Source organism: Mycobacterium dioxanotrophicus (genome assembly GCF_002157835.1).
GTDB classification, from domain to species: Bacteria; Actinomycetota; Actinomycetes; order Mycobacteriales; family Mycobacteriaceae; genus Mycobacterium; species Mycobacterium dioxanotrophicus.
Map to the genome: position 1 here is coordinate 5952663 of NZ_CP020809.1, position 22999 is coordinate 5975661.

20 protein-coding genes are annotated in these 22999 nt (G+C 67.3%); 9 read left to right on the top strand and 11 right to left on the bottom strand.

All coding sequences use genetic code 11. The annotated features are described in order from the left end of the window. Positions 1-35 precede the first annotated feature (35 nt). Together BTO20_RS28955 and BTO20_RS28960 are read left to right on the top strand one after the other, a co-directional pair. Positions 36-1397: an MFS transporter gene (locus tag BTO20_RS28955; RefSeq protein WP_232490891.1), complete on the top strand. Its 1362-nt coding sequence runs from the start codon at positions 36-38 to the stop codon at positions 1395-1397. After that, a complete protein-coding gene (locus BTO20_RS28960) occupies positions 1394-2062 on the top strand; it encodes an HAD hydrolase-like protein (RefSeq protein ID WP_198344096.1) in 669 nt (222 codons plus the stop codon). The genes BTO20_RS28955 and BTO20_RS28960 overlap by 4 nt, the downstream gene beginning before the upstream one ends. Here BTO20_RS28960 and BTO20_RS28965 read toward each other — a convergent pair. Continuing rightward, a complete protein-coding gene (locus tag BTO20_RS28965; RefSeq protein WP_087079355.1) occupies positions 2037-2900 on the bottom strand; it encodes a type IV toxin-antitoxin system AbiEi family antitoxin in 864 nt (287 codons plus the stop codon). The genes BTO20_RS28960 and BTO20_RS28965 overlap by 26 nt on opposite strands. Positions 2901-3019: 119 nt before the next feature. Here BTO20_RS28965 and BTO20_RS28970 point away from each other — a divergent pair, with 119 nt between their 5' ends. Continuing rightward, entirely contained in the window at positions 3020-3634 is a 615-nt protein-coding gene (locus BTO20_RS28970) for a YdcF family protein (RefSeq protein ID WP_157680348.1), read from the top strand. Here BTO20_RS28970 and BTO20_RS28975 read toward each other — a convergent pair. Beyond that, a complete protein-coding gene (locus BTO20_RS28975) occupies positions 3610-5604 on the bottom strand; it encodes a vWA domain-containing protein (protein ID WP_087079356.1) in 1995 nt (664 codons plus the stop codon). The genes BTO20_RS28970 and BTO20_RS28975 overlap by 25 nt on opposite strands. Beyond that, positions 5597-6979 (bottom strand): sigma 54-interacting transcriptional regulator, encoded by a 1383-nt coding sequence (locus tag BTO20_RS28980; protein WP_198344097.1) that lies wholly within the window; start codon positions 6977-6979, stop codon positions 5597-5599. Before BTO20_RS28980 ends, BTO20_RS28975 begins: the two co-directional genes overlap by 8 nt. A 111-nt stretch (positions 6980-7090) precedes the next feature. Here BTO20_RS28980 and BTO20_RS28985 point away from each other — a divergent pair, with 111 nt between their 5' ends. Next, a complete protein-coding gene (locus BTO20_RS28985; protein WP_087079358.1) occupies positions 7091-8935 on the top strand; it encodes an LpqN/LpqT family lipoprotein in 1845 nt (614 codons plus the stop codon). Between the two features lie 49 nt (positions 8936-8984). Beyond that, the gene (locus tag BTO20_RS28990; protein ID WP_087079359.1) at positions 8985-9998 is read left to right on the top strand and encodes an alpha/beta hydrolase; all 1014 of its coding nucleotides are present in this window, start codon (positions 8985-8987) and stop codon (positions 9996-9998) included. Positions 9999-10004: 6 nt separating this feature from the next. Here the strand turns inward: BTO20_RS28990 and BTO20_RS28995 are convergent, their stop codons facing one another. From BTO20_RS28995 to sfnG, 6 genes are all read right to left on the bottom strand, one after another. Beyond that, the gene (locus BTO20_RS28995) at positions 10005-10655 is read right to left on the bottom strand and encodes an LpqN/LpqT family lipoprotein (RefSeq protein ID WP_087079360.1); all 651 of its coding nucleotides are present in this window, start codon (positions 10653-10655) and stop codon (positions 10005-10007) included. 11 nt (positions 10656-10666) lie between these two features. Then, positions 10667-12229 carry a bifunctional phosphoribosylaminoimidazolecarboxamide formyltransferase/IMP cyclohydrolase gene (gene purH / locus BTO20_RS29000; RefSeq protein WP_087079361.1) on the bottom strand — a complete coding sequence of 521 codons (1563 nt, stop codon included), beginning with the start codon at positions 12227-12229 and terminating at the stop codon, positions 10667-10669. Continuing rightward, on the bottom strand, positions 12226-12855 hold the full coding sequence (gene purN / locus BTO20_RS29005) for a phosphoribosylglycinamide formyltransferase (RefSeq protein ID WP_198344098.1): 630 nt from the start codon (positions 12853-12855) through the stop codon (positions 12226-12228). Before purN ends, purH begins: the two co-directional genes overlap by 4 nt. Positions 12856-12865: 10 nt before the next feature. Beyond that, positions 12866-14329, bottom strand: coding sequence for a cell division protein PerM (locus BTO20_RS29010; RefSeq protein WP_087082842.1), 1464 nt, complete (start codon positions 14327-14329; stop codon positions 12866-12868). Positions 14330-14389: 60 nt separating this feature from the next. Next, the gene (locus BTO20_RS29015; RefSeq protein ID WP_087079363.1) at positions 14390-15283 is read right to left on the bottom strand and encodes a DUF5336 domain-containing protein; all 894 of its coding nucleotides are present in this window, start codon (positions 15281-15283) and stop codon (positions 14390-14392) included. A 136-nt stretch (positions 15284-15419) separates the two neighbouring features. Beyond that, positions 15420-16550 (bottom strand): dimethylsulfone monooxygenase SfnG, encoded by a 1131-nt coding sequence (gene sfnG / locus BTO20_RS29020; protein WP_087079364.1) that lies wholly within the window; start codon positions 16548-16550, stop codon positions 15420-15422. Positions 16551-16704: 154 nt separating this feature from the next. Between sfnG and BTO20_RS29025 the strand changes: the two genes are divergently transcribed. After that, positions 16705-17553, top strand: a complete 849-nt coding sequence (locus BTO20_RS29025) for an LLM class F420-dependent oxidoreductase (RefSeq protein ID WP_087079365.1) — start codon at positions 16705-16707, stop codon at positions 17551-17553. 6 nt (positions 17554-17559) lie between these two features. On the opposite strand, the gene BTO20_RS29030 is transcribed toward BTO20_RS29025, so the two are convergent. Further along, entirely contained in the window at positions 17560-18294 is a 735-nt protein-coding gene (locus BTO20_RS29030; RefSeq protein ID WP_087079366.1) for a sensor domain-containing protein, read from the bottom strand. Between the two features lie 51 nt (positions 18295-18345). Beyond that, on the bottom strand, positions 18346-19872 hold the full coding sequence (locus BTO20_RS29035; RefSeq protein WP_087079367.1) for an acetyl-CoA acetyltransferase: 1527 nt from the start codon (positions 19870-19872) through the stop codon (positions 18346-18348). 163 nt (positions 19873-20035) lie between these two features. Here BTO20_RS29035 and BTO20_RS29040 point away from each other — a divergent pair, with 163 nt between their 5' ends. From BTO20_RS29040 to BTO20_RS29050, 3 genes are all read left to right on the top strand, one after another. Continuing rightward, on the top strand, positions 20036-21148 hold the full coding sequence (locus tag BTO20_RS29040; protein WP_087079368.1) for an ATP-binding protein: 1113 nt from the start codon (positions 20036-20038) through the stop codon (positions 21146-21148). Between the two features lie 60 nt (positions 21149-21208). After that, positions 21209-22270, top strand: coding sequence for a MarR family transcriptional regulator (locus BTO20_RS29045; RefSeq protein ID WP_087079369.1), 1062 nt, complete (start codon positions 21209-21211; stop codon positions 22268-22270). Positions 22271-22349: 79 nt separating this feature from the next. Next, positions 22350-22964 carry a TetR/AcrR family transcriptional regulator gene (locus BTO20_RS29050; RefSeq protein WP_198344582.1) on the top strand — a complete coding sequence of 205 codons (615 nt, stop codon included), beginning with the start codon at positions 22350-22352 and terminating at the stop codon, positions 22962-22964. The last annotated feature ends 35 nt before the right edge of the window (positions 22965-22999 follow it).

Below are 22999 nucleotides of genomic sequence, written 5' to 3' on the forward strand. Positions count from 1 at the left end.
GTCGACAATCGACAATCTGGCAGATCGGGATGCACATGGCAAGCACCGCGGCAGGGATCGAGCACACCGTGACCGAACACGAGGGCCGATTGCAGGGCGCGGACCTGCGTCGCGCCATCACCGCAGCAGCCATCGGCAACTTCATCACCTGGTTCGACTTCGCCGCCTACGGATTCCTGGCCGTGCTGCTCGGCCAGATCTTCTTCCCCTCCGAGAATCCGGCGGCCAGCCTGCTCGCGACGTTCGCCGCCTTCGGCGTGGCGTTCCTGATGAACCCGATCGGCGGGTTCGTCTTCGGACGGCTCGGCGACAAGGTCGGGCGCAAGAAGATCCTCGCCACCGCGATCCTGTTGATGTCGGCCTCCACCTTTGCCGTCGGCCTGCTGCCCGGTTACGCCAGCATCGGCATCGCCGCACCGGTATTGCTCGTCGCGCTGCGCATCCTGCAGGGGTTCGCGGCTGGCGGCGAACCCGGCGGGGCCGCAACATTTCTCGTCGAGTCCGCGGCCCGGGGCCGACGCGCCCGCACCGTCAGCTTCTGGCACTGCTCGAGTTATCTCGCCAATGCGGTCGCATCGGTACTGGTGCTCACCCTCAACGCCATCCTCAGCGACGCCGCGATGTTCGACTGGGGCTGGCGCATCCCGTTTCTCGTCGCGGGGCCACTCGGGCTCGTCGGGCTGTACCTGCGCCTGCGGCTGAACGACACAGCCGAATTCGAGCGGCTGCAAAGCACGGGCGAAGTGAGCCAGACACCGGTCAAAGACGCCTTGACGACGAGCCGCTGCCAGGTCATCCAAGTCATCGGCTGCATCGCGTTCCAGGCCGCGGCGTTCTACTTCATCTTCGTCTACATGCAGACCTACCTACAGTCCCAAGTCGGGTTCTCGTTCGGCATGGCATCGGCGTCGACCGTCATCTGTCTGTGTGCGGCGGCGCTGGCGATATTTGTATTCGCCTGGCTCTCTGACCATTTCGGCCGCAAGCCTGTCATCATCCTGGGTGCCGTGGCCAGCACGCTGATCGTCTTCCCCGCCTTCGCCGCGTTCTCCACCGCGAACACCGCGTTGATCGTGGCCGTGCACGCGGCCATGGGTGTGTGCCTGGCGATGTTCATGTCCGCCTCCGGCGCGGCGATGGTGGAGATCTTCCCCAGCCGCGTGCGGTACGCCGGATTCTCGATCGGTTTCAACATCTCTGTAGCGATCTTCGGTGGAACGGCGCCCTATGTCGCGACCTGGTTGATCGACGCGACCGGAAGCCCGGTGTCGCCGTCGGCGATTCTCATCGTGACGGGACTGATGGCGATCGCCGCCGCGTCGACCCTGCATGAAACCGCCGGCCGCAGGCTCGATGCCACGATCGGCGCGCTCGACCCGATTAGGGTTGGCGAGTGAGCACCTCAGCCATGACGTGGACCTGCGTGCTGTTCGACCTCGACGGCACCATCGCCAACTCGGCCAAGAACATCACCGAATCCTTCGCCGCGACGCTGAACGAGCTGGGGCTACCCGTCCCGGCACCCGACGCACTGCGCACGTGGGTGGGTCCGCCACCGGCAGAGACGTTCCGGGTGCGGTTCGGCTTCGACGACGCCGCGGCCGAGCACGCCCGGCAGCTCTATCGCAAGCACTACCAACGGATCGGCAACGCCGACATCCGGCCGTTCGACGAGGTCCTTCCCGCTCTCGAAGCACTTGCGCAACAAGATATTCCGATGGCGGTGGCGACGTCGAAACCTGAGCACACCGCGGTCGAGGTGCTCGGACGGTTGGGACTGGCACGCTATTTCGTGACAGTCTCAGGTGCTTCGAGAGACGAAACGATCAGCGACAAGGCGTCGATCGTCGGCGAAGCACTACGTCGCCTGACCGCCGACGGCGTGGACACCAGCAATCCGGTGATGGTCGGTGATCGCCTGCACGACGTCCTCGGCGCAGCCGAGCATGGTGTTCCCACCATCCTCGTCGACTGGGGATACGGAGAACCCGTCGAGCACGCCCGGGCGCTTGTCACGGTCGGTTCGGCGGACGCGCTCACGGAGACTCTGCTCGGGCGGTGACCGTGCCCTGCCAGCCGCGTGACAGCAGCGCACTGCGCGCCTGCTCGACAATGTCGTGGCTGTCGTCCTCTTTGATGACGTGGATGACGTGCCAGCTGAGTCGCTGCAGCACGCGGTTCACCCGGATATCCAGGGCGTACTGAGAGCGGCTGGTGAGGTGCTGCTCACCGTCATATTCGGCGCCCACCTTGAACTCCTCCCAGCACATGTCGATCCGTCGCACGTAGCGCCCCTGGTCACAGATGACGAATTGGGTTGTCGGCCTGGGTAATCCCGCGTCGACGAACAGGAGCCGCAACCACGTCTCCCGCGGTGACTCGGCTCCGCCGTCGACGAGTGGCAATGCCACCCGCAGGCGACGCAGGCCCCGCACCCCGGGATGGCGTTTGGCGATCAGCATGACGTCCTCAAGCGAGAACGGGCAAGCATTCATGAGCGCATCCAGGCGCTCGACAGCCTTGCCGCGAGGCAGGCGGCGGGCCAGGTCGAACGCCGTGCGCGCGGGTGTGGTGACGCGGATTCCGGCGACCGTCGTGACCTCGTCGTCGTGCAGGGTGTCGAACCGGACCACCAGACCGCGCTGGTGCCTGCCTGCCGTGACCACTTCGACGGGTACGTCATCGTCGACCCATTTCGCGCCATGGATCGCCGACGCGGCCACGCCCGATATCACCCCGCCGGAGATGAGTGTTGCGCCGAGAACCCGATCCCGTAGGGATACCTGGTGGCGCAGCGGCACGTACACATCGCGATAGATCGGCCGGTAGCGGTGTCGCAGCTGGCCGTTGTTGAGGTGACCTGCGGCGACGGCGTTGCTGCCGACAAATGGGATTCGCACACCTGCTTAGACGCACGCTGCGGCGATTCGGCTCCCCTGACCTCGAATTCGACGGAAATGTCGCCAGCCGGGCCCGCGCGCGACACTTTCGTCGAAATGGGCGCACGGATAATGGCGCCATGAGCACGTGGACCAGAAACCTCCGTCTCGCGACGGTCACCGCCGGTGCGGGATTGGCATGGTGTGAGTGGAGAACCTGGCAGGCGTCGCGAGAAGCCCTACCTGCCGACCGCCTCGATCCGGGCCGGATAACACCCGGCGAGGCCATCCTCGTGCTCGGCTGCCCCGAGCCGCTCCTGCACCGCTGGCGCGTGCGCATCGCTATGCGCTCGACCGACCCGTCGCACGCGCGCTTCGTGTTCTCCGGCGGAGCCGTCCGCTCTGAGCTCTCGGAAGCCCAGATGATGGCCAACTACGCCGTTGTCTCCCGCGGAGTACCCGCCGCCAACATTCGTCTCGACGACCAATCGCGGACGACGGTCGAGAACATCAAGAATTCCATTCCGTTCCTGGCCGACGCCCCGGCGATCAAGATCGCGTCGAACACTTTTCACGCCCGCCGGGCCCGGCGCATCCTGCGCGACGAATCACCGGAATTGGCAGCACGATTGGTGCGGACACGCGATTACATCCCCGCTGAGTGGGGTGCCCTGCACGCGGTCATGGCAGGACACGAAATCGCCCGGCGGCTGGTCCGACGGGCACAAAGTCAACGTCGGCGGGATCGCAGATAGTCCCCGACGACCGCGGCACCCAGCCCGTCGAGGTCGGGCACCACGACCCGGCCGGCGACGCGACGCGCCACCTGGTCGATGAACCTGGCCAGCCCTGGGTCAGTGCCGAGCCGGAAGATCGTCACCTGAGCACCGAGGCGGGCGACCTCGTCGAACCCCCGCACGGTGTGTGCGATGGTCCGGGGGTGCGGCGGGTAGTCGAAGAAGACCTCGGACCCAGCGCCGTCACCATACCCCTCCAGGTGTGCGGTGGGTTCACCGTCGGTGACCACGAGCACGACGGGCTGGGCATTGGGATGGCGGCGCAGATGCCGCGACGCCAACGCCAGCGCGTGATGCAAATTGGTGCCCTGCTCGTAGACCCCTTCCAGTGCCGTCAACTCGGCGGCACTGACCGTGCGCGCGTAGCGGCCGAAGGCGATGATCTGCAGCGCATCTGACCGGAACCGCGTGCTGACGAGATGATGCAACGCCAACGCCGTGCGTTTCATCGGCAACCAGCGGTTCTCCATGACCATGGAGAACGACGTATCGACCAGCAGGGCTACGCACGCCTGGGTGCGTGTCTCGGTCTCCGAGATCTCGACGTCTTCGACCGCGAACCGAATGGGCCTCTCTGCGACACCCGTGCCGGCCTGCCGCAACACCGCGTTGGTCACCGTGCGGGTGACGTTCCACGGCTCGGTGTCGCCGAACTGCCAGGGCCGCGTCGCCCCCGTCAGCTCGCCGGCCGCGCCGGCCCGACGGGTATCGCGTTCCCCGTGCCGACCCGAAAGTTGTTGTGCCACGTCACGCAGCGCGGTCTGGCCCAACTGTCGCATGGCTTTGGGCGAGAGCCGCCACTGCCCATCGGAGCCGCGGTCGAGGAAGCCCTGGTTGACCAGGGCCCGCTCCAGCTCCGCGAGCGTGCGAGCATCGATGGCGGCCTGGTCGCCGAGCTGGCGGGCCAGCGCATCGAGGTCGACGTCCTCCATCGTGGCCCCGGAATAGCTCTGCGACAGCGCGTCTGCGAGCTGCTCCAGTTCGGCGATGTCGGAGAGCGCCTGCGCACCCTCGCCCATGCCCATCGGGTTGTCGCCGGAGAACCGCTGCGAGCCCGACCAGTCCTCGCCGGGGCGGGCGGCTTGCAGGTGGGCGTCGAGCCGGTTCAGCGCGTTCATCAGCGAGGGAGACCCGAAAGCCTGCTCCGCCAAGGCATCGAGCTCGGCGCGCTGCTGCGCCGAGAGGCTGTTGCGGAAGCGCTGCGCGGCGGCCGCGCGTTGCGCCAGCGAATCGAGCAGCTCGTCGATGTTCGACGGGTTCTCCGGGAAGAACTCGCCGTGCTTGTCCATGAAGTCTTGAAAATCCTGCTCGGTGTCCTCGCCGCGAGCGTGCTTGTCCAGCAGGTCGTTCAAGTCGTCGAGCATGTCGTTGACACGCTGGCGGTCCTCGTCGGTGGCGTTCTGCAACGCCTGCTTCATGCCGGCGAAGCGCTGGTCGAGCATCTCACGACCGAGCAGATCCTTGATCTGCTCGTACTTTTCGCGGGCCTCCGGCGAGCGCCACGAGTAGTCCGAGAGCTCCTGCACCGCCTTGGCGGGGGACGGCGACAAAGACTCGAGCTGCAGTTCCCCGAACCGGGCGTCGTCGTCGAGGGCCCGGGCGAGTTCCTTGCGCTCGGCAAGCACCGCCTCGTCGAGCAGCTTCTTGATCTCCTGCAACGTACCGTCAAGGTTGTTGCGGGACAGCAGTTCCCGCCGACGCCGGTTGGCCTCGGCGGCCAGCCGATCGGTGCCGCGCATGTCACGGGTGCCGCGACGCAGCAGCTCCGAGAGCGCGCGGCGCGGCGAGCTCCCCTCCATCACGTTCTGGCCGATCTGCTCGAGCGCGTCGCGCAGATCGATCGGCGGCGCGAGCGGATCGGGGCCGCCGCTGTATCGCGAATACCGCGAGGTGTGCCCGTGCCCTCTGGCCGCGTGGCCACTAGCCATAGACCGTCTCCCCCTCGCCCGACACCTTGTCGATGCGCTTGGCCAGATACAGCGCTTCCAGGGCCAGTTCGACCGCTGCGGCCCGTTCTCCCACCGACCGGGCTCCCAGCCGCGCGGCCACCGCATCCAGAGCCGGCAGGGCGGGAAGGGCGGCCAGCACGTCCTTGGCGGACACTCGCTCACCGGTGGTCACCGGAGAGCCCTCCTCCACCGCAGCCACCACGGGGCCGACGTCGATGCCGCCCAACAGCCGCTGCGCGGTGTCAGCGGTGGCCCGGCGCAGCAGATGCTCCAACACCGCCTGCTCACGGCCTTCCTCGCCGGTCTCGAACTCCAACTTGCCGCGCAGCACGTCGATCACGGTGGCGAGGTCCACCACGCGCGCCACCGGATCGTCCTCACCGATGATGGCCGCGCGGTGCCGGGCCGAGGCCGCGACCGTCTCGGCCGCGGCGATGGCGAACCGCGCCGACACTCCGGAGCGCTGATCGATCGAGCTGGACTCACGCAGATTGCGGGAGAAGCGGGCGAGCACGCCGAGCAGATAGTCGGGCACCTCGGCGGCCAGATGCGCCTCTTGGCGGATCACCCCGACCTCGGATTCGATCTCCAGCGGGTAGTGCGTGCGGATTTCGGCACCGAAGCGGTCCTTGAGCGGGGTGATGATGCGACCGCGGTTGGTGTAGTCCTCGGGGTTGGCGCTGGCGACGACGAGCACATCCAGCGGCAGCCTCAAGGTGTAGCCACGCACCTGGATGTCGCGCTCCTCCATGACGTTGAGCATCGACACCTGGATGCGCTCGGCGAGATCCGGCAGCTCGTTGACCGCCACGATGCCGCGGTGCGCCCGCGGAATGAGGCCGTAGGCGATGGTTTCGGGATCGCCGAGGCTGCGGCCCTCGGCCACCTTGATCGGGTCGATGTCACCGACCAGGTCGGCGACGCTGGTGTCAGGGGTGGCCAGCTTCTCGGTGTACCGCTCGCTGCGGTGCCGCCATTCGATCGGCAGGTCCTCGCCGGAATCGGCAGCGCGCCGGATGGATTCCGGCGTGATCGGGCTGTAGGGGTGCTCACTCAGTTCGGCGCCGGCGATCACCGGTGTCCACTCGTCGAGCAGCCCGGTCAGCGCCCGCAGCAGCCGCGTCTTGCCCTGACCGCGTTCGCCGAGCAGCACCACGTCATGTCCGGCGATCAATGCCCGCTCCAGTTGCGGGATCACGGTGTCGTCGAAGCCGAGGATGCCGGGCCATACGTCACGCCGGTCGGCAAGGGCCGCCAGGAGATTCTCCCGGATTTCGGCTTTCACGCCTCGCTCACGGTGCCCGGATGCGCGCAGCTCACCGACCGTCCGAGGCAGATCCTTGGATTGGCTCACCACTCCAAGCTACGACGGCTCCGACGGCTCGGCATGGCCACCGGTCTGACTTGCGGTCACCATAGGGCTACAAAGTCGTGGCGACTGCCACTCGCCCGGTAGTCTGCGCCCATGCCGTTGGCTAGCGGTCAAGTCTTCGCGGGGTTCACCATCGTCAGGTTGGTGGGCACTGGCGGCATGGGCGAGGTATATCTGGCGGCCCATCCCCGACTGCCGCGCGAGGACGCCCTCAAGGTGCTTCCGCAGACCGTTAGCGCAGATAATGAGTTCCGGCAGCGGTTCATCCGCGAAGCCGACATGGCCGCCACGCTGTGGCACCCCCACATCGTGGGCGTCCACGATCGGGGCGAGTTCGAAGGCCGGTTGTGGATCTCGATGGACTACGTCGACGGCTACGACGCCGCCCGGCTGCTGCACGACGTGTATCCGTCGGGCATGCCCGCCGCGGATGTGATCGAGATCATAGCCGCGGTGGGCGACGCGCTGGACTACGCACACCAGCGCAAGCTGCTGCACCGCGATGTCAAACCGGCCAACATACTGGTCGCCGGCAAACACGGTGCCAAGCGCAGGATCATGCTCACCGACTTCGGCATCGCGCGCCGAGCCGATGAGGTGAACGGGTTGACGTCCACCAACATCACGGTGGGCTCGATGTCCTACACCGCGCCCGAACAACTCATGGGCCAGACCCTCGACGGCCGGGCTGACCAGTACTCGCTGGCCGCCACCGCCTACCGCCTCTTCACCGGGTCGCCGCCGTACGCGCACAGCAACCCCGCCGTCGTCATCAGCCACCACCTCAGCTCCCCGGTCCCCAAGCTCGCTGCCACCAAACCTGAACTTGCCGTGTTCGATTCGGTGATGGCCAAGGGATTGGCGAAAGATCCGAAAGACCGCTACGACACCTGCCACGACTTCGCCAACGCGTTGGCCGAGGCCGCCGCAGGCGCCTCCGCGACACTCAAGATGCCCGCGCTGGCGCCCCCGCCGCCGGTAGCCCAGCAGCCTCTCGCCGCCCCACCGATGGCACCCCCGCCGATGCCTGTCCCGCCGCGGCCGATGTCCCCGTCGAATCCGTCGAGCGCACCGGCTCCGCGGCCCACACCGCCGTCGGAGCCTCCGGTCTTCACCTCGTCGTGGTCGGTCGCCGAGCCTCCCCGCAAACCACCGACGAATCCCCCGATGCCGGCACCCGCGACCAACTTCGGCCCACCGCCGCTGCCGTACGTGGCACCCGTGAAGAAGTCGGGTGGCAAGCGCAAAGGCCTGCTGATCGCGGGCGCGCTCGCCGCCGTCGTCCTGATCGTCGGCGGGGTCACACTGGCGGTGACATCGGGCGGCGACAATGCCGCACCCGGGCCGCAGACCACCACGGCCGCGTCGTCGACGAGTCCGACGACGACGGCATCCACGCCGCCGCAACCGCCGGGCCACTCGTACACCATCGCCGACTACATCCGCGACAACAAGGTCGCCGAAACGCCCATTCACCGCGCCGATCCGGGTGCACCGGTGTTCACCATGCCCACCCCGCCGCCGTGGACCGACGCAGGTACCCGCACCCCGGCGTGGGCCTACTCGGCGATCGTCAACGACAGCGTGACCCCGACGGATCCGCCGTCGGTGATTTCGTTGATCTCCAAGCTCGTCGGTGACGTCGACACCAACAAGCTGCTCGAGTTCGCACCGAACGAACTGCAGAACCTCGCCGAGTACGAGCCGGTCGGCGGGGTCACCCGCGGCAATCTCAACGGATTCCCGTCGGTGTCCCTGGGCGGCTCCTACGTCAAGGACGGCCGACGCCGGGCCATCACCCAGAAGACGGTGACGATGCCGATCCCCGGTGGCGCGTTCGTGCTGCAGATCAACGCCGACTCGCTGTACCGCGACATGAGCTCGCTGACCGACATCAACAAGGTCATCGACGCTCAGGCCACCATCGTCATGCCCTGAGCCGACGCCGCGTTTTGCCTCATCCGAGTTACCCGATACCCTCGGTATCGTGAATTCGCTAGATTGGCATTCTCGGCCGACTACAGCGCACTTCGGACCCGCCGCGTGGCAGTCCAGAGCCCTCGGCGTGGGGTCGGCACTATTCTTCCGCCCGTTGCTGGGCCTGTTGACGCTGATCGGCCTTGGCATCAATCGCGTCGCACCGGCCCTGCTGCAGCGCGCTCATCTCGACGTGATCGACCGCCCGCTGCGCATCGTCCCGCCGCTGCCGGGCACCGAGGTGACGCCGGTCGCGTTGCCCAATTGCCCGGCAGAGTGGGTAGTGGCCTCCCAATCGCGTGAGTCCGAGTCGGTGATCGTGTACATGCACGGGTCGGCACTGGTCACGCTGGGGCTGAACTCCCACCGGCGGTTTGTCTCGAAACTGTCGGCCAGCACCGGAGCCAGGGTGTTGAACGTGGGCTACCGACTCGCCCCGCAGGCCGGCATCGAAGATGCGGTCGCCGACGGCCTCGACGCCTACCGGTATGTGCTCTCGCTCGGTTATGAGCCCAATCGCGTTGTGCTGGCCGGTGATTCGGCAGGCGGGCTGATCGCCGCCGACACCGCCATCGCCGCCCGCGACGCCGGCCTGGTGCCGCCGGCCGGCCAGGTGCTGCTCTCGCCGTTGACCTCATCGGACATGGAGCTCAAATACCGTGCGCTGCAACAACATCGGGATGTGATGTTCCCGTTCATGACGGTCAAGTTCATCTACGACGTGTTCGCCACCGTCAACGGCACCCGGCCCACACCCGTCATGCCACCGGAAGCCGACCTGCACGGCCTCGGGCCGTTCCTGCTTCAGGTGGGCACGCACGAAATGCTGCTCAACGACGCCTTCGCCCTGGCCGACCGGCTCACCGCGGACGGGATTCCCGTGTGGGTTCAGGTGCGGGAACGGGCGATGCACATGTTCCAGCTGAGTTTCGACGTCAACCCCGACGCCCGCCGAGCCGTCGACGAGATCACGTCGTTCATCGCATTCGTGACGGCCGAGGTCGAGGACGAGGTCAGCGCCTGACGCCGGTTAGGGGTTCTTGACCGGCAGCACCTGAAAACCCGACACCATCATCTCGGAGTCGCGCTTGTACGTCAGGTTGTCAGGGGCCGTGGTCTGCACCGTCAATCCTGCGCAGTACGTGCGCAGTTCACTGCGGTAGGCCACGAACAGCGCGATGGCCGGGTGCGGCTGCAGCACACCCATCTGCGGTATCTGGTAGTTCACGGTCTGCGCAGGCAGCCCGCAGATGGTGATGTTCTCGGTCTTCATGGCGCTCTCGGGCACGCCAAGGGTGGCGATCGACTTGCGCTGTGCGGCGAACACCTCGTCCGGCGTCATCGCATCGGCGACGCTTTCCAGCGCGATCACGATGGTCGGCTTGAAATTGCCGTTCTGCAGGTTGGCGTTGGTCATGGTGTAGCGCAGCAGATCGGTGTCGCGGCCCTCCACCCGTTCCCAGCCAGGGGGCTGCGGAATCCTGATCGTGGGCTCGTCGGCATCCACCCGGGGCACCGTGACCAGCGGCGCGTCAACCGGGTTGCACTTGAGCTCCCCGCTTTTCGCGGCTGCCAGCAGGTCCTGCGAGGCCACCGGATGGCCGTCAGCCAGATGCGTGCACGACGTCAACACCAGCGCCGCAGCCGCCAGCGCAACGGCCTTCTTCGACGCAGTCGCCATGGTCGCCAATATTAATGGGCGAAATGCCGTGCACCAGTGAGGTACAGGCTGATGCCGGCCTTCGCGGCCGCTTCGGTGACCACATCGTCGCGCATGGACCCGCCCGGATGCACGATGGCCCGGACCCCGGCTTGGGTCAGCGTCTCGAGCCCGTCGGGGAACGGGAAGAACGCGTCGGAGGCCGCGACCGCGCCCACCACGCGGTCCCCCGCCCGCTGCACGGCCAGTGCCGCTGCGTCGACCCGGTTGACCTGCCCCATGCCGACACCGACCGTGGCGCCGTCCTTGGCCACCACGATCGCGTTGGACTTGACCGCCCGGCACGCCCGCCAGGCGAAGGCCAGGTCGGTCAGCGTCTGCTCGTCGGCCGGATTGCCGGTGGCCAGCGTCCAGTTGTTGGGGTCATCGCCTTCGGCGTCGAGCGCGTCGCGGTCCTGCAGCAGCATCCCACCGCTGATGGGGCGCATCTCGATACCGCCGACCAAAGGCTCGGACGCCACCAGGATGCGGATGTTCTTCTTGCGCGCAAGCACTTCCACCGCGCCGGGCTCGTAGGCCGGCGCGATGATGACTTCGGTGAAGATGTCGGCGACGGTCTCCGCCATCTCCACGCTGACCTCGGTGTTCGACGCGATGACGCCGCCGAACGCACTGAGCGGATCGCACTCGTGGGCCTTGCGATGCGCATCGGCCACCGAGACCGACGAGATCGCGATGCCACACGGGTTGGCGTGCTTGATGATCGCCACGCAGATCTCTTCGTGGTCGAACGCCGCCCGCCACGCCGCGTCGGCGTCGGTGTAGTTGTTGTAGGACATCTCCTTGCCGTGCAGCTGCTCGGCCTGCGCCAGGCCCGGCCACGCGGAATCGTCACGGTAGACCGCGGCCTGCTGATGCGGGTTCTCGCCGTAACGCAACACCGCGCTGCGGTGCCAGGTGCCGGCGAACCAGGCCGGCAGCGGTTGTGCGGGCTCTTCCGGCGCCAGCGTCGAGGCCATCCAACCGGCGACCGCGACGTCGTATTCGGCGGTGTGCCGGAACGCCAACGACGCCAGCCGCTTTCGCTCGTCGAGGGTGAAACCGCCGGCCCGGACCGCGGCGAGCACGCCGTCGTATCCCAGCGGATCCACCACCACCGCGACACTCGGGTGGTTCTTGGCGGCGGCGCGCACCATCGACGGGCCGCCGATGTCGATCTGCTCGACGCATTCGTCGACCGACGCACCGGATTCCACGGTCTCGGTGAAGGGGTAGAGGTTGACCACCACCAGTTCGAACGCCTCGACGTTCAGTTCTTGAAGGGCGGCAAGGTGTTCCGGCTTGCGGGTGTCGGCCAGCAGGCCCGCGTGCACGCGCGGGTGCAGGGTCTTCACACGGCCGTCGAGCACCTCGGGGAAACCGGTCACCTCTTCGACCGGGGTGACCGGAACACCGCTCGAGGCAATGGTTTTCGCCGTCGAACCGGTGGAGACGATGCTCACCCCGGCCTCGTGCAGGCCGCGGGCCAGGTCGGCGAGGCCGGTCTTGTCGTACACGCTGATCAATGCGCGCCGGATCGGTCGCTTGTCGCTCATCCTATGGTCGCCTTTCGTCCGGTCCAGGTCACGCCGCGGGTTGCCAGCGCGGCCAGCACGTCCACCAGGAGTCGCCGTTCGACGACCTTGATGCGCTCGTGCAACGTCTCTTCGGTGTCCTCGTCGCCCACCTCCACGGCGTGCTGCGCGAGGATCGGCCCGGTGTCCACCCCGGCGTCGACCAGATGCACCGTGCATCCGGTCACCCGCACTCCGTAGGCCAGGGCGTCGGGCACCGCATGCGCGCCCGGGAAGCTCGGCAGCAACGCCGGATGGGTGTTGACCACCCTGCCGTTGAAGCGTGAAAGAAACTGGGGCCCAAGGATCTTCATGAACCCGGCGGAGACCACCAGATCGGGCTCATGGGCCTCGGTGGCCGCGGTCAACGCCTGGTCCCACTCTGCGCGGTCGGGGTGGTCACCCAAGCGGACCGTGTAGGACTTCACGCCTGCAGCCGCCGCGATGTCGAGTGCTGCGCACGCGCGGTCCGTTCCGACCGCCACGACCCGGGCCGGGTAATCGTCGACGGCGGCCGCCAGTAGCGACGCCAGCAGTGATCCGGTGCCCGAAGCCAACACGACCAGGCGAGCCGGTGCACTCGGGGGCACATGTAGCGGTTGCTGCACGCGCAGCAGCCTAGTCGGCTCTGTCGCGGGGCGGATCGCCGGTCACGTCATGATCGGCGATGAAGTGCTCCTCGGGATCCTCCAGGTAGTGCCCGGAGCGGTCGGTGTCGGCAGTCGTGTCACCGCTCGACCACGCCACGATGGGCTCCTCGTCGGGGGCCTCGACTTCCTCGACGTCGAGCGGAGGCTCCTCGTCACCGCCGCGGTAGCCGCGCTGGTAGTCGGGCTCGAAGTCGGCTTCGTGGTCCTCCGGCTCATCCGGCTCATCCGGCTCGACCACCGGTTCGTCGTCGTCGAACGGCTCCGCGGCCTGCGGCTCGGGTGCGGGCTCGGCGACTCGCCGCGGCCTGCGGGCAATGCCGCCGGACATCGCCACGGTCAGCCCGCCGATGCCGGCGAACCACAGGAACACCGCAGGTCCGAACGTCGACTGGTCCACCCCGACGTCACCGAAATTGCCCAGCCGACCGCCCGCGGCGTAGGCGAGCAGCGCCATGGTCACCGCCGCGACCAGCGATGCCACCCCGAGCTTGGCCGCGGCGGGCAGCAGGGTCAGCGGCCGTCGCGCACACTGCTGCCCGACCGCCACCGCGGACGCGGCTCCGACGATCAGCAGCGCCACCCAGACTGGCCCGAGCGGAGGCGTGGGCAGCGCGGCCAGCACGGGCACCGCGGGGATGTCGCCGCCGAAAACGGTGAACGAGCTGAACGTCGCCAACCCCACGTGGGCGCTGGAACCGACCGCGATGGCCGCCGTCCCGACGATCACATTGGGTATGTAGAGGATGGCCAGCAGGGTGAGACTGAGCTGGCCGAGCACGGTGTCGGTGATGGCGTAGAGGTCATGCATGGTGCCCCAGTGGACGACCAGCGAGGCCGCCGTGACCGCGCCGGACAGCCCGAACAGGGCGAGCACGCCCGCCATGGCCGCGCGCAACGCATCGGGCAACCAGTTCGGCAACGGTGACCGGTGCAGAGTGCGGCGGCCCACCTTCGATCCCACCCCGAGCACCGCACCCACCGCGTGCACGGCGAGCACTCCGGTGAAGGCGCGCAGCGCGCTGGGGGTCTGCAGCTCGGTGAGCACCGACGCCGCGTCGTGGATGACGGCCAGCATGACCGCGGCGATCAGCACCGGACCGCCCAGCGCCGACGCCACCACCCAGCGGGTGACGAACCACGACGAGTTCGGCGCCGTAGCGGCCGCCGTGGTGCGGGCCGTTCCCCACACCATCAACAGCACCGGCACCAGCGGCATCACCCCGAGCACCCGGCCGCCGATGGACACCGGAACCTGATGCACCCCGAGCCACATGCTGGCGATCGCACCGAACGCGCCCGTCATGTCGCTGTTGGCGATCAGCAGCTGCAACAGCGTGACAGCAGCGATGACCACCAGCGCTACGACGGACGGACCGAATGCGACCCGAAGCAGTTCACGCGCCTGGCGTGTGCCGGCTGGCCGGTTGCTCACGGGGTTGGCCGCTCCTCGCAGATGATCACGCGTGCGCGGGTTGCGCACGCGCGGACCAGCTTACGACTGTGACGGGCCGGATTGCTGTGAGGACGAGTGCTGCGTCGGTTGCTGCGTCGGAACCTGGGTGGTCGGCGCAGAGGCGTTCGAGCTGCTCGACGACGACTGCTGTTGCTGCTGCGGCTGTCCGAACGCGGGGAAACCGGTCGGCGGGGTCGGCGGACCGTTGTGGCCACCCGCGGGACCGCTCTGGGAACCACCCTGGGGGTTCTGCTGAGCCTGGAAACCGCCGGTGTTGGGACCGCTGGAGTAGCCGCCGTACTGCGACGGGTAGCCCGGGCGCTGTTGCTGCGGCGGGGCCTGCTGGTAGGGCTGGGCGCTGTGCTGCGGCTGGCTCTGCTGACCGTAGTACTGCGACGGGCCGCCGTACTGGCCGTACTGCGGGGCCTGCGGCTCGAACTGCGGCTTGGGCGCAGGCGGGGCGATGATGCCCGACTCCAGCAGCACCGCCCAGAGCGCAAGACCGGTCTGGACCAGGGTGAGGCCGAGCACGACCCAGTACGCCCACGTCGCCGTGTCGAGCGACGCGATGACGTTCCGGATCACCAGCAGGAACCCGAACGCGGACAGCACCGCCACCAGCGCGGCGCGCTTCTTCTGCTTCGGCAGCAGACTCACCCCGGCTACCAGTGCGGCGAGCAAGGCGGCGTAGATGTCCCACTCGCCGTGGGAGACCAACGAGAAGCCACCGGTGGAGGACTCGGTGAGCCCGACGAAGCTCAGCAGGTAGGTCACCACACCGAGACCGGCGACGCCGCCGAGCAGATAGGTGGGCAGCGGGTTCTCCCCCGCGGGCGTGGCTGCTGCCGCAGGCGCGGCGGGGCGGCCGGGCTGCTGCGGCGCACCGTACGGCGAGGTGGGCGGATATCCGGGGCTACTGGGCGGATAGGACATGGAACCTCTCCTGTGCTGGTCGGGCGTCGCGTAGCGCGTTCACGCGGGCATCATCACGACCGCCTGAGTGTTTCGATCTTCCACGCTAGCGCACCCAGCGGTGTGGGTGGCACACGCTCCGGGTGTCATTCCGATCTCAAGCCGATACCAGAACAGGAGCATCGACCGAATCCTGTTCGGCCGCCTCGATTTCGCGCACCAGCGGCAACACCTTGGCACCGAAATACTCGATTTCCTCTTGGAAATGCAGGAATCCGCCGAGGATCAGGTCGACGCCGCGTTTGCGGTACGCGGCAATGCGTTCCGCGATCTGTTCAGGCGTACCGATTAGCTGAGTACGGAACCCGTCGTTGTACTGCACCAGGTCTTCGAAGCTGGAGTCCGCCCACATCCCCTTCTTGTCGCCGGTCGAATTCCCGGCCTGCTGCACGGCGTTGCGGAAGCCTTCCACGGCGGGCTTGTTGGCCTTGGCGATGATCTCCTTCAACGTCTCCTTCGCTTCTTTTTCTGTGTCGCGGGCGATGATGAAGCCGTTGAGCCCGAACCGGACTTCCCGGCCCGCGTCGCGGGCGTGGTCGCGCACCTCGACGACCTGCTCGGTCACCCCGTCGAAATCCTTGCCGTTGGAGAAGTACCAGTCGGCGTAGTAGCCGCCGTTGCGCCGGGCCGCCGACGAATTGCCGCCCTGGAACAACTCCGGGTTGGGCCGTTCGGCGGTGTTGAGCGGCTTGGGCTTGAGGGTGAAGTCGTGGATGCGGTAGAAGTCGCCGCGGAAATCAACGTCGTCCTCGGTCCAGATCTTGCGCAGCACCTGCAGGAACTCGGCGCTGCGTCGGTAGCGCTCGTCATGCTCGAGCCACGGCTCGCCCAGGTGGGTGAACTCGTCCTTGAACCAGCCGGAGACCACGTTGACCGCGAATCTGCCGCCCGACAGGTGGTCGGCGGTCGCGCCCAGTTTGGCCAGTACGGCCGGTTGCCACAGCCCGGGATGAACCGCGGCGATGACCTTGAGCCGCTGTGTTGCCAGCAACAACGCCAGGCTGAAACTGGTCGATTCATGCTGGAACTCGGCGCCGTAGCTGGCCTCGTAGCGCACCTGGCTCAAGGCGTACTCGAACCCGTTGTTCTCCGCGGTCTGCGCCAACTTCGCGTTGTACTCGTAATTCCAGTCGGTGCGCTGTTCGATGTCGCTGGTCACCAGGCCGCCACTGACATTGGGCACCCAGTAGGCGAACTTGACGTGGTCAGCGATGCGTTCGGTCGTCATGGGCTCCGATACCAGCAAACAACCGGCCGGCGGTCACGGGTAACACTCGCGCTGAACTTTTCGTGGCGACGCGCACGGGCCGGCCGGGCCTGCCGAATCCACCACGAGACTCCCGGTCTTGCCCTTCGGACTAGAACACGTTCTAATTCTGGACATGGACTACGGGCTCGTTCTCTTCACCAGCGACCGCGGCATCGCCCCGGCGAAGGCCGCCAAACTCGCCGACGATCACGGCTTCACCACCTTCTACGTGCCCGAACACACACACATTCCGGTCAAGCGCGAGGCCGCACATCCGACCACGGGCGACGAATCACTGCCCGACGACCGCTACATGCGCACCCTCGATCCGTGGGTGTCGCTGGGTACGGCGTGTGCGGTGACCTCACGGGTGCGGTTGTCGACGGCCGTCGCGCTTCCGGTCGAACACGACCCCATCACCCTGGCCAAGTCCATCGCGACCCTCGACCACCTGTCCGGCGGCCGGGTCAGCCTCGGTGTCGGATTCGGTTGGAACACAGACGAACTCGCCGACCACAACGTTCCGCCGGCACGTCGGAGGACGATGCTGCGCGAATACCTGGAAGCCATGCGTGCGCTGTGGACCGAGGAAGAAGCCTCCTACGAGGGCGAATTCGTGAACTTCGGGCCCTCATGGGCGTGGCCCAAACCCGTGCAGGCGCACATCCCCGTGCTGGTCGGCGCGGCGGGCACCGAGAAGAACTTCAAGTGGATCGCGAAGTCGGCCGACGGCTGGATCACCACGCCGCGCGACTTCAACATCGATGAACCCGTGAAGCTGCTCCAGGACACCTGGTCGGACGCTGGGCGTGACGGCGCCCCGCAGATCGTGGCGCTGGACTTCAAACCGGACGCCGACAAGCTGGCGCACTGGCGCGAGCTCGGCGTGACCGAGGTGCTTTTCGGCCTGCCCGACCGTGCCGAGTCCGAGGTGGCCGGATACGTGGAACACCTGGCAGGCAAGCTCGCCGCGCTGGTGTGACGGCGTTCAGCTGCCGATCTGGTCGAGCACCTTGTCCATGATCTTCTTGACCTCGTCGGCCAGCGGTTTGCGGTCCTGAGACTGCACCTCGACGAGCACATTGCCCTTGACCGCCAACGCCCGGTCGATCACCTGGTCACCGCCTTGCAGCGTGCTCTCCATCGTGGTGATCCCATTGCCGGCATCGGTGGGGCTCCCGAGTTTCCAGGTGAGCTGGATACGGGTGTAGGTGAAATCCTTACCGGCACAGTTGTGCAGCGTGTCGAGGTACTCGTCCATGGCCTTCTGCGCTTCGGCCGGGCTGTCGAACGCCGACGCCGATTGGTCGATGGACGGGGTGGCGTCCGGCTTGGATTTGTTGGGGCCGGTGCGGGTCTGGAAGATCGATGAGTAGCCGTTGCCTGCGTAGACCACCGACATCCCGCTGTACAACGCCCCGAGACAGTCACGCGGCACGTAGCTTTCACCACTGTCGCTGGTGTCCGGCTTCATCCACGACGAGATCGTCACCATGTTGGGCAGTCCCACGATGCCGGACACCACGTCGGGAGTGAGTAGCAACGACTCGAGGTTGCCGCCGTCCACCATGGCGCCCTTGCCCGCTGCCGGTCCGGCCGCGACGCCCTCCACGGTGCGGGTGCACGACGCCGTGACCGCGGCGATGACGACGGCAACGGCGGCCACCGCCGCCTGGCAACTGCGAGAATTCGGCCGCGGCATCCGATGACTGCCCTGGCTCATACGCTCAGCCTAAAGTGCAACCCCGAAATATGGGCTGCATCGCGCAGTCAGTCATGACAGTGCCGCGCGGTTGCCCAACTCAGCGGACCGCACCACGATCGACGCGCCGAGCGGATCTCCGTCGCACATCAGCCCCAGCAGCGCCTCGTCTTTCGTCGTGGCGAGGAACCGGCTGCCGTCAGAAGCCATCCGGCCCATGACGATGCCCGTCGGCGCCTGCCAGTCGTATCGGACCGTATAGGTCTCGACAGTGGCTGCACCATCGGCCTTTTCGGTGATCGGGACCTTGGGCCGTGCGGCAATCTGGTCGCACAGCGCGACGCTGTTGTCCTCGACCCAGTCGGCGGCCGCCGTCGAGTAGATGCCCACCGAATACTTGCTGGCAATCCCGCCGTTGGCCCCGACAAGCGCGAATTGTCCAGGCTTGTCCCGCATTTCGTTGACCGCTTCGGCGATGGCGTGCATCGAGTAGTTGTTGCCCGGCCCGCCGAAGAACGGCAGCCCGCCGGTGAGCGTCAGGCCACGTTCGTCGTCGGTGGCCAACCCGGTGCCGTCGCAGATGTTGAACACCGGGAACGGAAAACAGCTGTAGAGGTCGAACGCGGCCACCTCGTCGAGGCCGATCCCCGCCACCCGAAGGGCCTCACCCACCGCCGCGACCGACGCGGGACTCGCCCCGACATCGGCCCGCTCGAGCAGTTTCTGCTCTTTCATGTCGGCGTGGCCACGCAGGTACGCCCACTTCTCCTCCGGCACACCCAGCCGCCGGGCCGACTCGATCGACATCAGCAGGACCGCCGCACCCTGGTTGACCTGATCACGAGCCACCATGAGCCGCGGGTAGGGATCACAGATCATCCGGTTGCTGTCGGTGACCGTGGCCAGTTCGTCGACAGAACGTTCCACCGGTGACGACGAAAAAGGGTTCTTCGCAGCTACTTTGGAGAACGGCGCGAACAGTTCGGCCATGCCCCGCCGGTATGCGTGCACCGACAGCCCCAGCCGTGCCCGCCGCGCGTTTTCCAAGAGGCCGTACTGCACCGGCGCGCCGATCAGCCCGTGGGCGATGGTGTATTCGTCGAAGATCCCGTCGTATCCGAAACCCCGATCCTCCAACTGCCCGCCGATGGCCTCGGTGAAGTCGGGTTTGTCGTCCCGTTTGGCGTAATACCGCTCGGTGGAGACCGCATCGGAACCGAACAGCAGGACGACGTCGCAGCGGCCCGCCGCGATCGAGCCTGCGAATTCGGTGACCAGATGCTGAGGGCCCTGCCCACCGATGACCTCGAGAACGGCCCGGGCGGGTTCGGCACCGATGCGCTGCGCCACCGACCGCGGGTAGTTGTCGGACACTCCGAACGGAGGCGGTGTGGGCTTCGAGATCTCGAACTGCCGCACACCGGCGACGGTGTCGATGGCCCTGGCCACGATTCCGGCGTCGACTCCACAGTCCCGCAACGCCGCCCGGGCACCCTCGGCGGCCAGCTCGACCGAGGACATGCCGCGGTAGTCGGAGGCGCCGATGTGCTCGGTGAACTGCCCGACGCCGACGATGACCGGTGTGCGCTGATCGACCACTGTGAACAACCTCCTTGACACGTGTTAATTCGCTACGCTAACGGATTGCCGGTCGAAGGTTCGCATCGGTGCCTGCTCATTCCACGGCATATTTGACGTACATCTATCTAGACGTACATCAATTCAGGCGTAGACTTTCCGCATGACCTGGCCTATTCGGCCGATGTCGCTGGTCGTGGGCGGCATCGTGCCTCCGGCGAACGTCGTCGGCCGGGTCCGCGAGGAGCAGGAGATTCTCGCGAGCCTGCCCGCCGGCGGTGCCGCATTGGTCGGCGACCGGCGGCATGGCAAGACCTCGCTCGCCAGGCTTGTCGCGCACACCGCCCGCCAGCAGGGCCTGACTGTGGTCTCCGTCAGCGCCGAACGCCAGACCTACGCAGAATTCGTCACCGCATTGGCGGGCGAACTCGGCCGCATCGACAACGCGCTGCGCCACGAGGTCGAACGGTGGAAGGTCGCCTTCGTCACCGGCCCGATCCGCTTCGAACGCACCCAGGCCGAGGCCGCCCTCGACGATCTCTTGCAACGCGCCGTGTCGCGCGCCGAGCGCGGACCGCTCGTGCTGTTCATCGACGAGGTCACCGTGTTGGCGCGCAACCTGGAACGCGAGAAGTCCGGCGGCGGGGACGCGTTCCTGCATCTGCTGAGACGCTTCCGGCAGGACAACACCGGCCGGCTCGCCACCGTGCTGTCCGGGTCGATTGGCTTTCATCATGTTTCGGAAGACGCACTGAGCTCGGTGAATGACATCCGCAAGGTCACCGTCGGACCGATCCGCCATGACCACGCCACCTATCTGGCGGAGTGCCTGCTGCTGGGCGCTCAGGTCGCCACCACCGACCGGCACCGCGTCGCCGAAGCCATTGCGGCCGCAGCCGAAAACGTGCCGTACTACATCCAGCACCTGGTCGCAGCGTCGGCGCAGGCCGGGCTGGTCGATCCCGACCGGATACCCGATCTGCTGCGCGCGGCCGTCATCGACCCGCACGATCCGTGGGACCTGCGGCATTACCGGGACCGGCTGCGCAACTACTACGGCGAGGATGCCGCGGCCATCGCCGACCTGCTCGACATCTACGCGCACTCGTCGGAGGCGTTGAGTGTCGACGCCGCAGCACATCTGCTGCAATCCGAGGGATCTCCGATCCGCAACCGCGACCAACTGGTGTCGTTCATCGAACGCCTGGAACAGGACCACTATCTGCGCCGCGTCGGCGATGACGACTGTTTCGCTTCGGGATTGGTGCAGGCCGCGTGGCTGGCGATGCGGCGATGAGCGCTTGCGCGAAGAGCAGAAGACGGCGATGAGCGCTTGCGCGAAGAGCAGAAGACGGCGATGAGCGCTCCGCTGTTCACCCCGGGTGCGGTCGACCCGGCCGAACTCGATGCGCACACCGTCGGGCGGACGGCATTTCTGTCGCGGCTGACCGACCGCATCATCGAAGCGGCGCGCGACGGCTCACGACCGCACACCCTGCTGATCGGCCCGCACGGCAGCGGCAAGACGCACACGATGCACGTCGTGGTGCACCGTGCACTGTCCCACCGTGACACGGCGAAAGACATTCTGCCGCTACTGCTCCCGGAAGACAGCCTGGCGATCGGAAGCTACGGCGATCTTCTCGTCGAGCTCGTCCGGTCGCGATTGCCCGAGGCCCGCGAGCTGCGCGATGACGTCATCGGCCTGGAACGCGCCATCCTCGACCTGGCCGACGGCCGCATGATCCTGGTGGGGATCGAGAACCTGGACCGGGTGTTCGAGGCCATCGGCGAGGCCGGCCAGGGCAGCCTGCGCGCGTGGGTCGAAACATCCACCGCCGTCATGATTTTCGCGACGGCGCCAGCCCTGTTCCCTGGAGTCTCGTCGCGCACCCACCCCTGGTACGGGTCGTTCATCGTCGAGGAGCTCCCCGCCCTGACCATCGACGAGGGGGCCCAGATCATCGCGGTCACCGGCGAACTCGCCGACTACCTTCACTCCCCCGAGGGGCAAGACCGGCTCGCCGCCATCGAACGGTTGGCGGGCGGCTCGCCGCGCTTGTGGCGGATGGTCGCCGACGTCGCCGACGTTCCCGCGCTGCAGGCGTTGGATCCGGTGATCGCCGCACTGCTGGACCGGCTGGCACCGTCCTACCAGCAGCGGCTCTGGCAATTGCCGGCCGGTGAACAGCGCCTGGTAGTCGAACTCGCGCGCGGCGAGGGAGCCAGGACCGTCTCGGATCTCGCTGCCGCCGTGGGTGTTTCGAATCAGACCGCATCAGCGGCGCTGGGCCGGCTGACCGCCGCCCGGTGGGTGGTGCGCGCGAAATCGGACGCCGGTGACCGCCGTTCCACGTGGTACGACCTGAGCGATCCACTGCTGCGCCGGGTCGTGCAGTACCGCGACGGACGCGTTTGACCGCGCCGATGCCTTGACGAACCTGTCACTTAGTGACACAGTTGAGCTGTCACTAAGTGACAGGTTGGGGGTGAGGGCAATCGGCGAGAAGCAGGACCGGGCACGTCTGGCGGTGTCGCGCATCGCCTGCGCCCTGTTCTGGGAACGGGGCGTGGCCGGGACGAGTGGCGACGACATCGCCGAGGCGGCCGGACTCTCCACCCGCACGATCTGGCGCTACTTTCGCAGCAAGGAAAGTTGCGTCGAACCCCTGCTCGCGAAGTCGGCCGACCGGTTCGTGGCGAGCGCCCGGCGCTGGCCACACGAGCTCTCGTTGTCCGAACACCTTGCGGCAGACAGCATTGCGCATCCGCTGTCACCACAGGACATCGAGGACGAGCTCAGCGCGGTGCGGCTGGCCACCATGACCGCGGCCGAACCTGCGCTGCGAACGGCTTATCTCATGGTGCACGACCGAATGGAGCAGGGGCTCATCCCGGTGATCGCCGACCGGCTGGGCCTGCCGGAAGACGACCTCACCGTGCGCCTGTGCGCGGCTGCCGTCACCGGGGCCTTTCGGGTCGTCGACGAGGACGTCAGCCGCGCGATCGTCGTCGACGGCAAGACCGTGAGCCAGGAGGAGGCGCTCGCGCTCATGGACCGGGCCATCCGGGAAGCCACCAACGGCCGCCTCGGCGGCCCGGTCACGCGGTAAATCCCCATCCCCCAAGCAAATACGCATCACGGGCC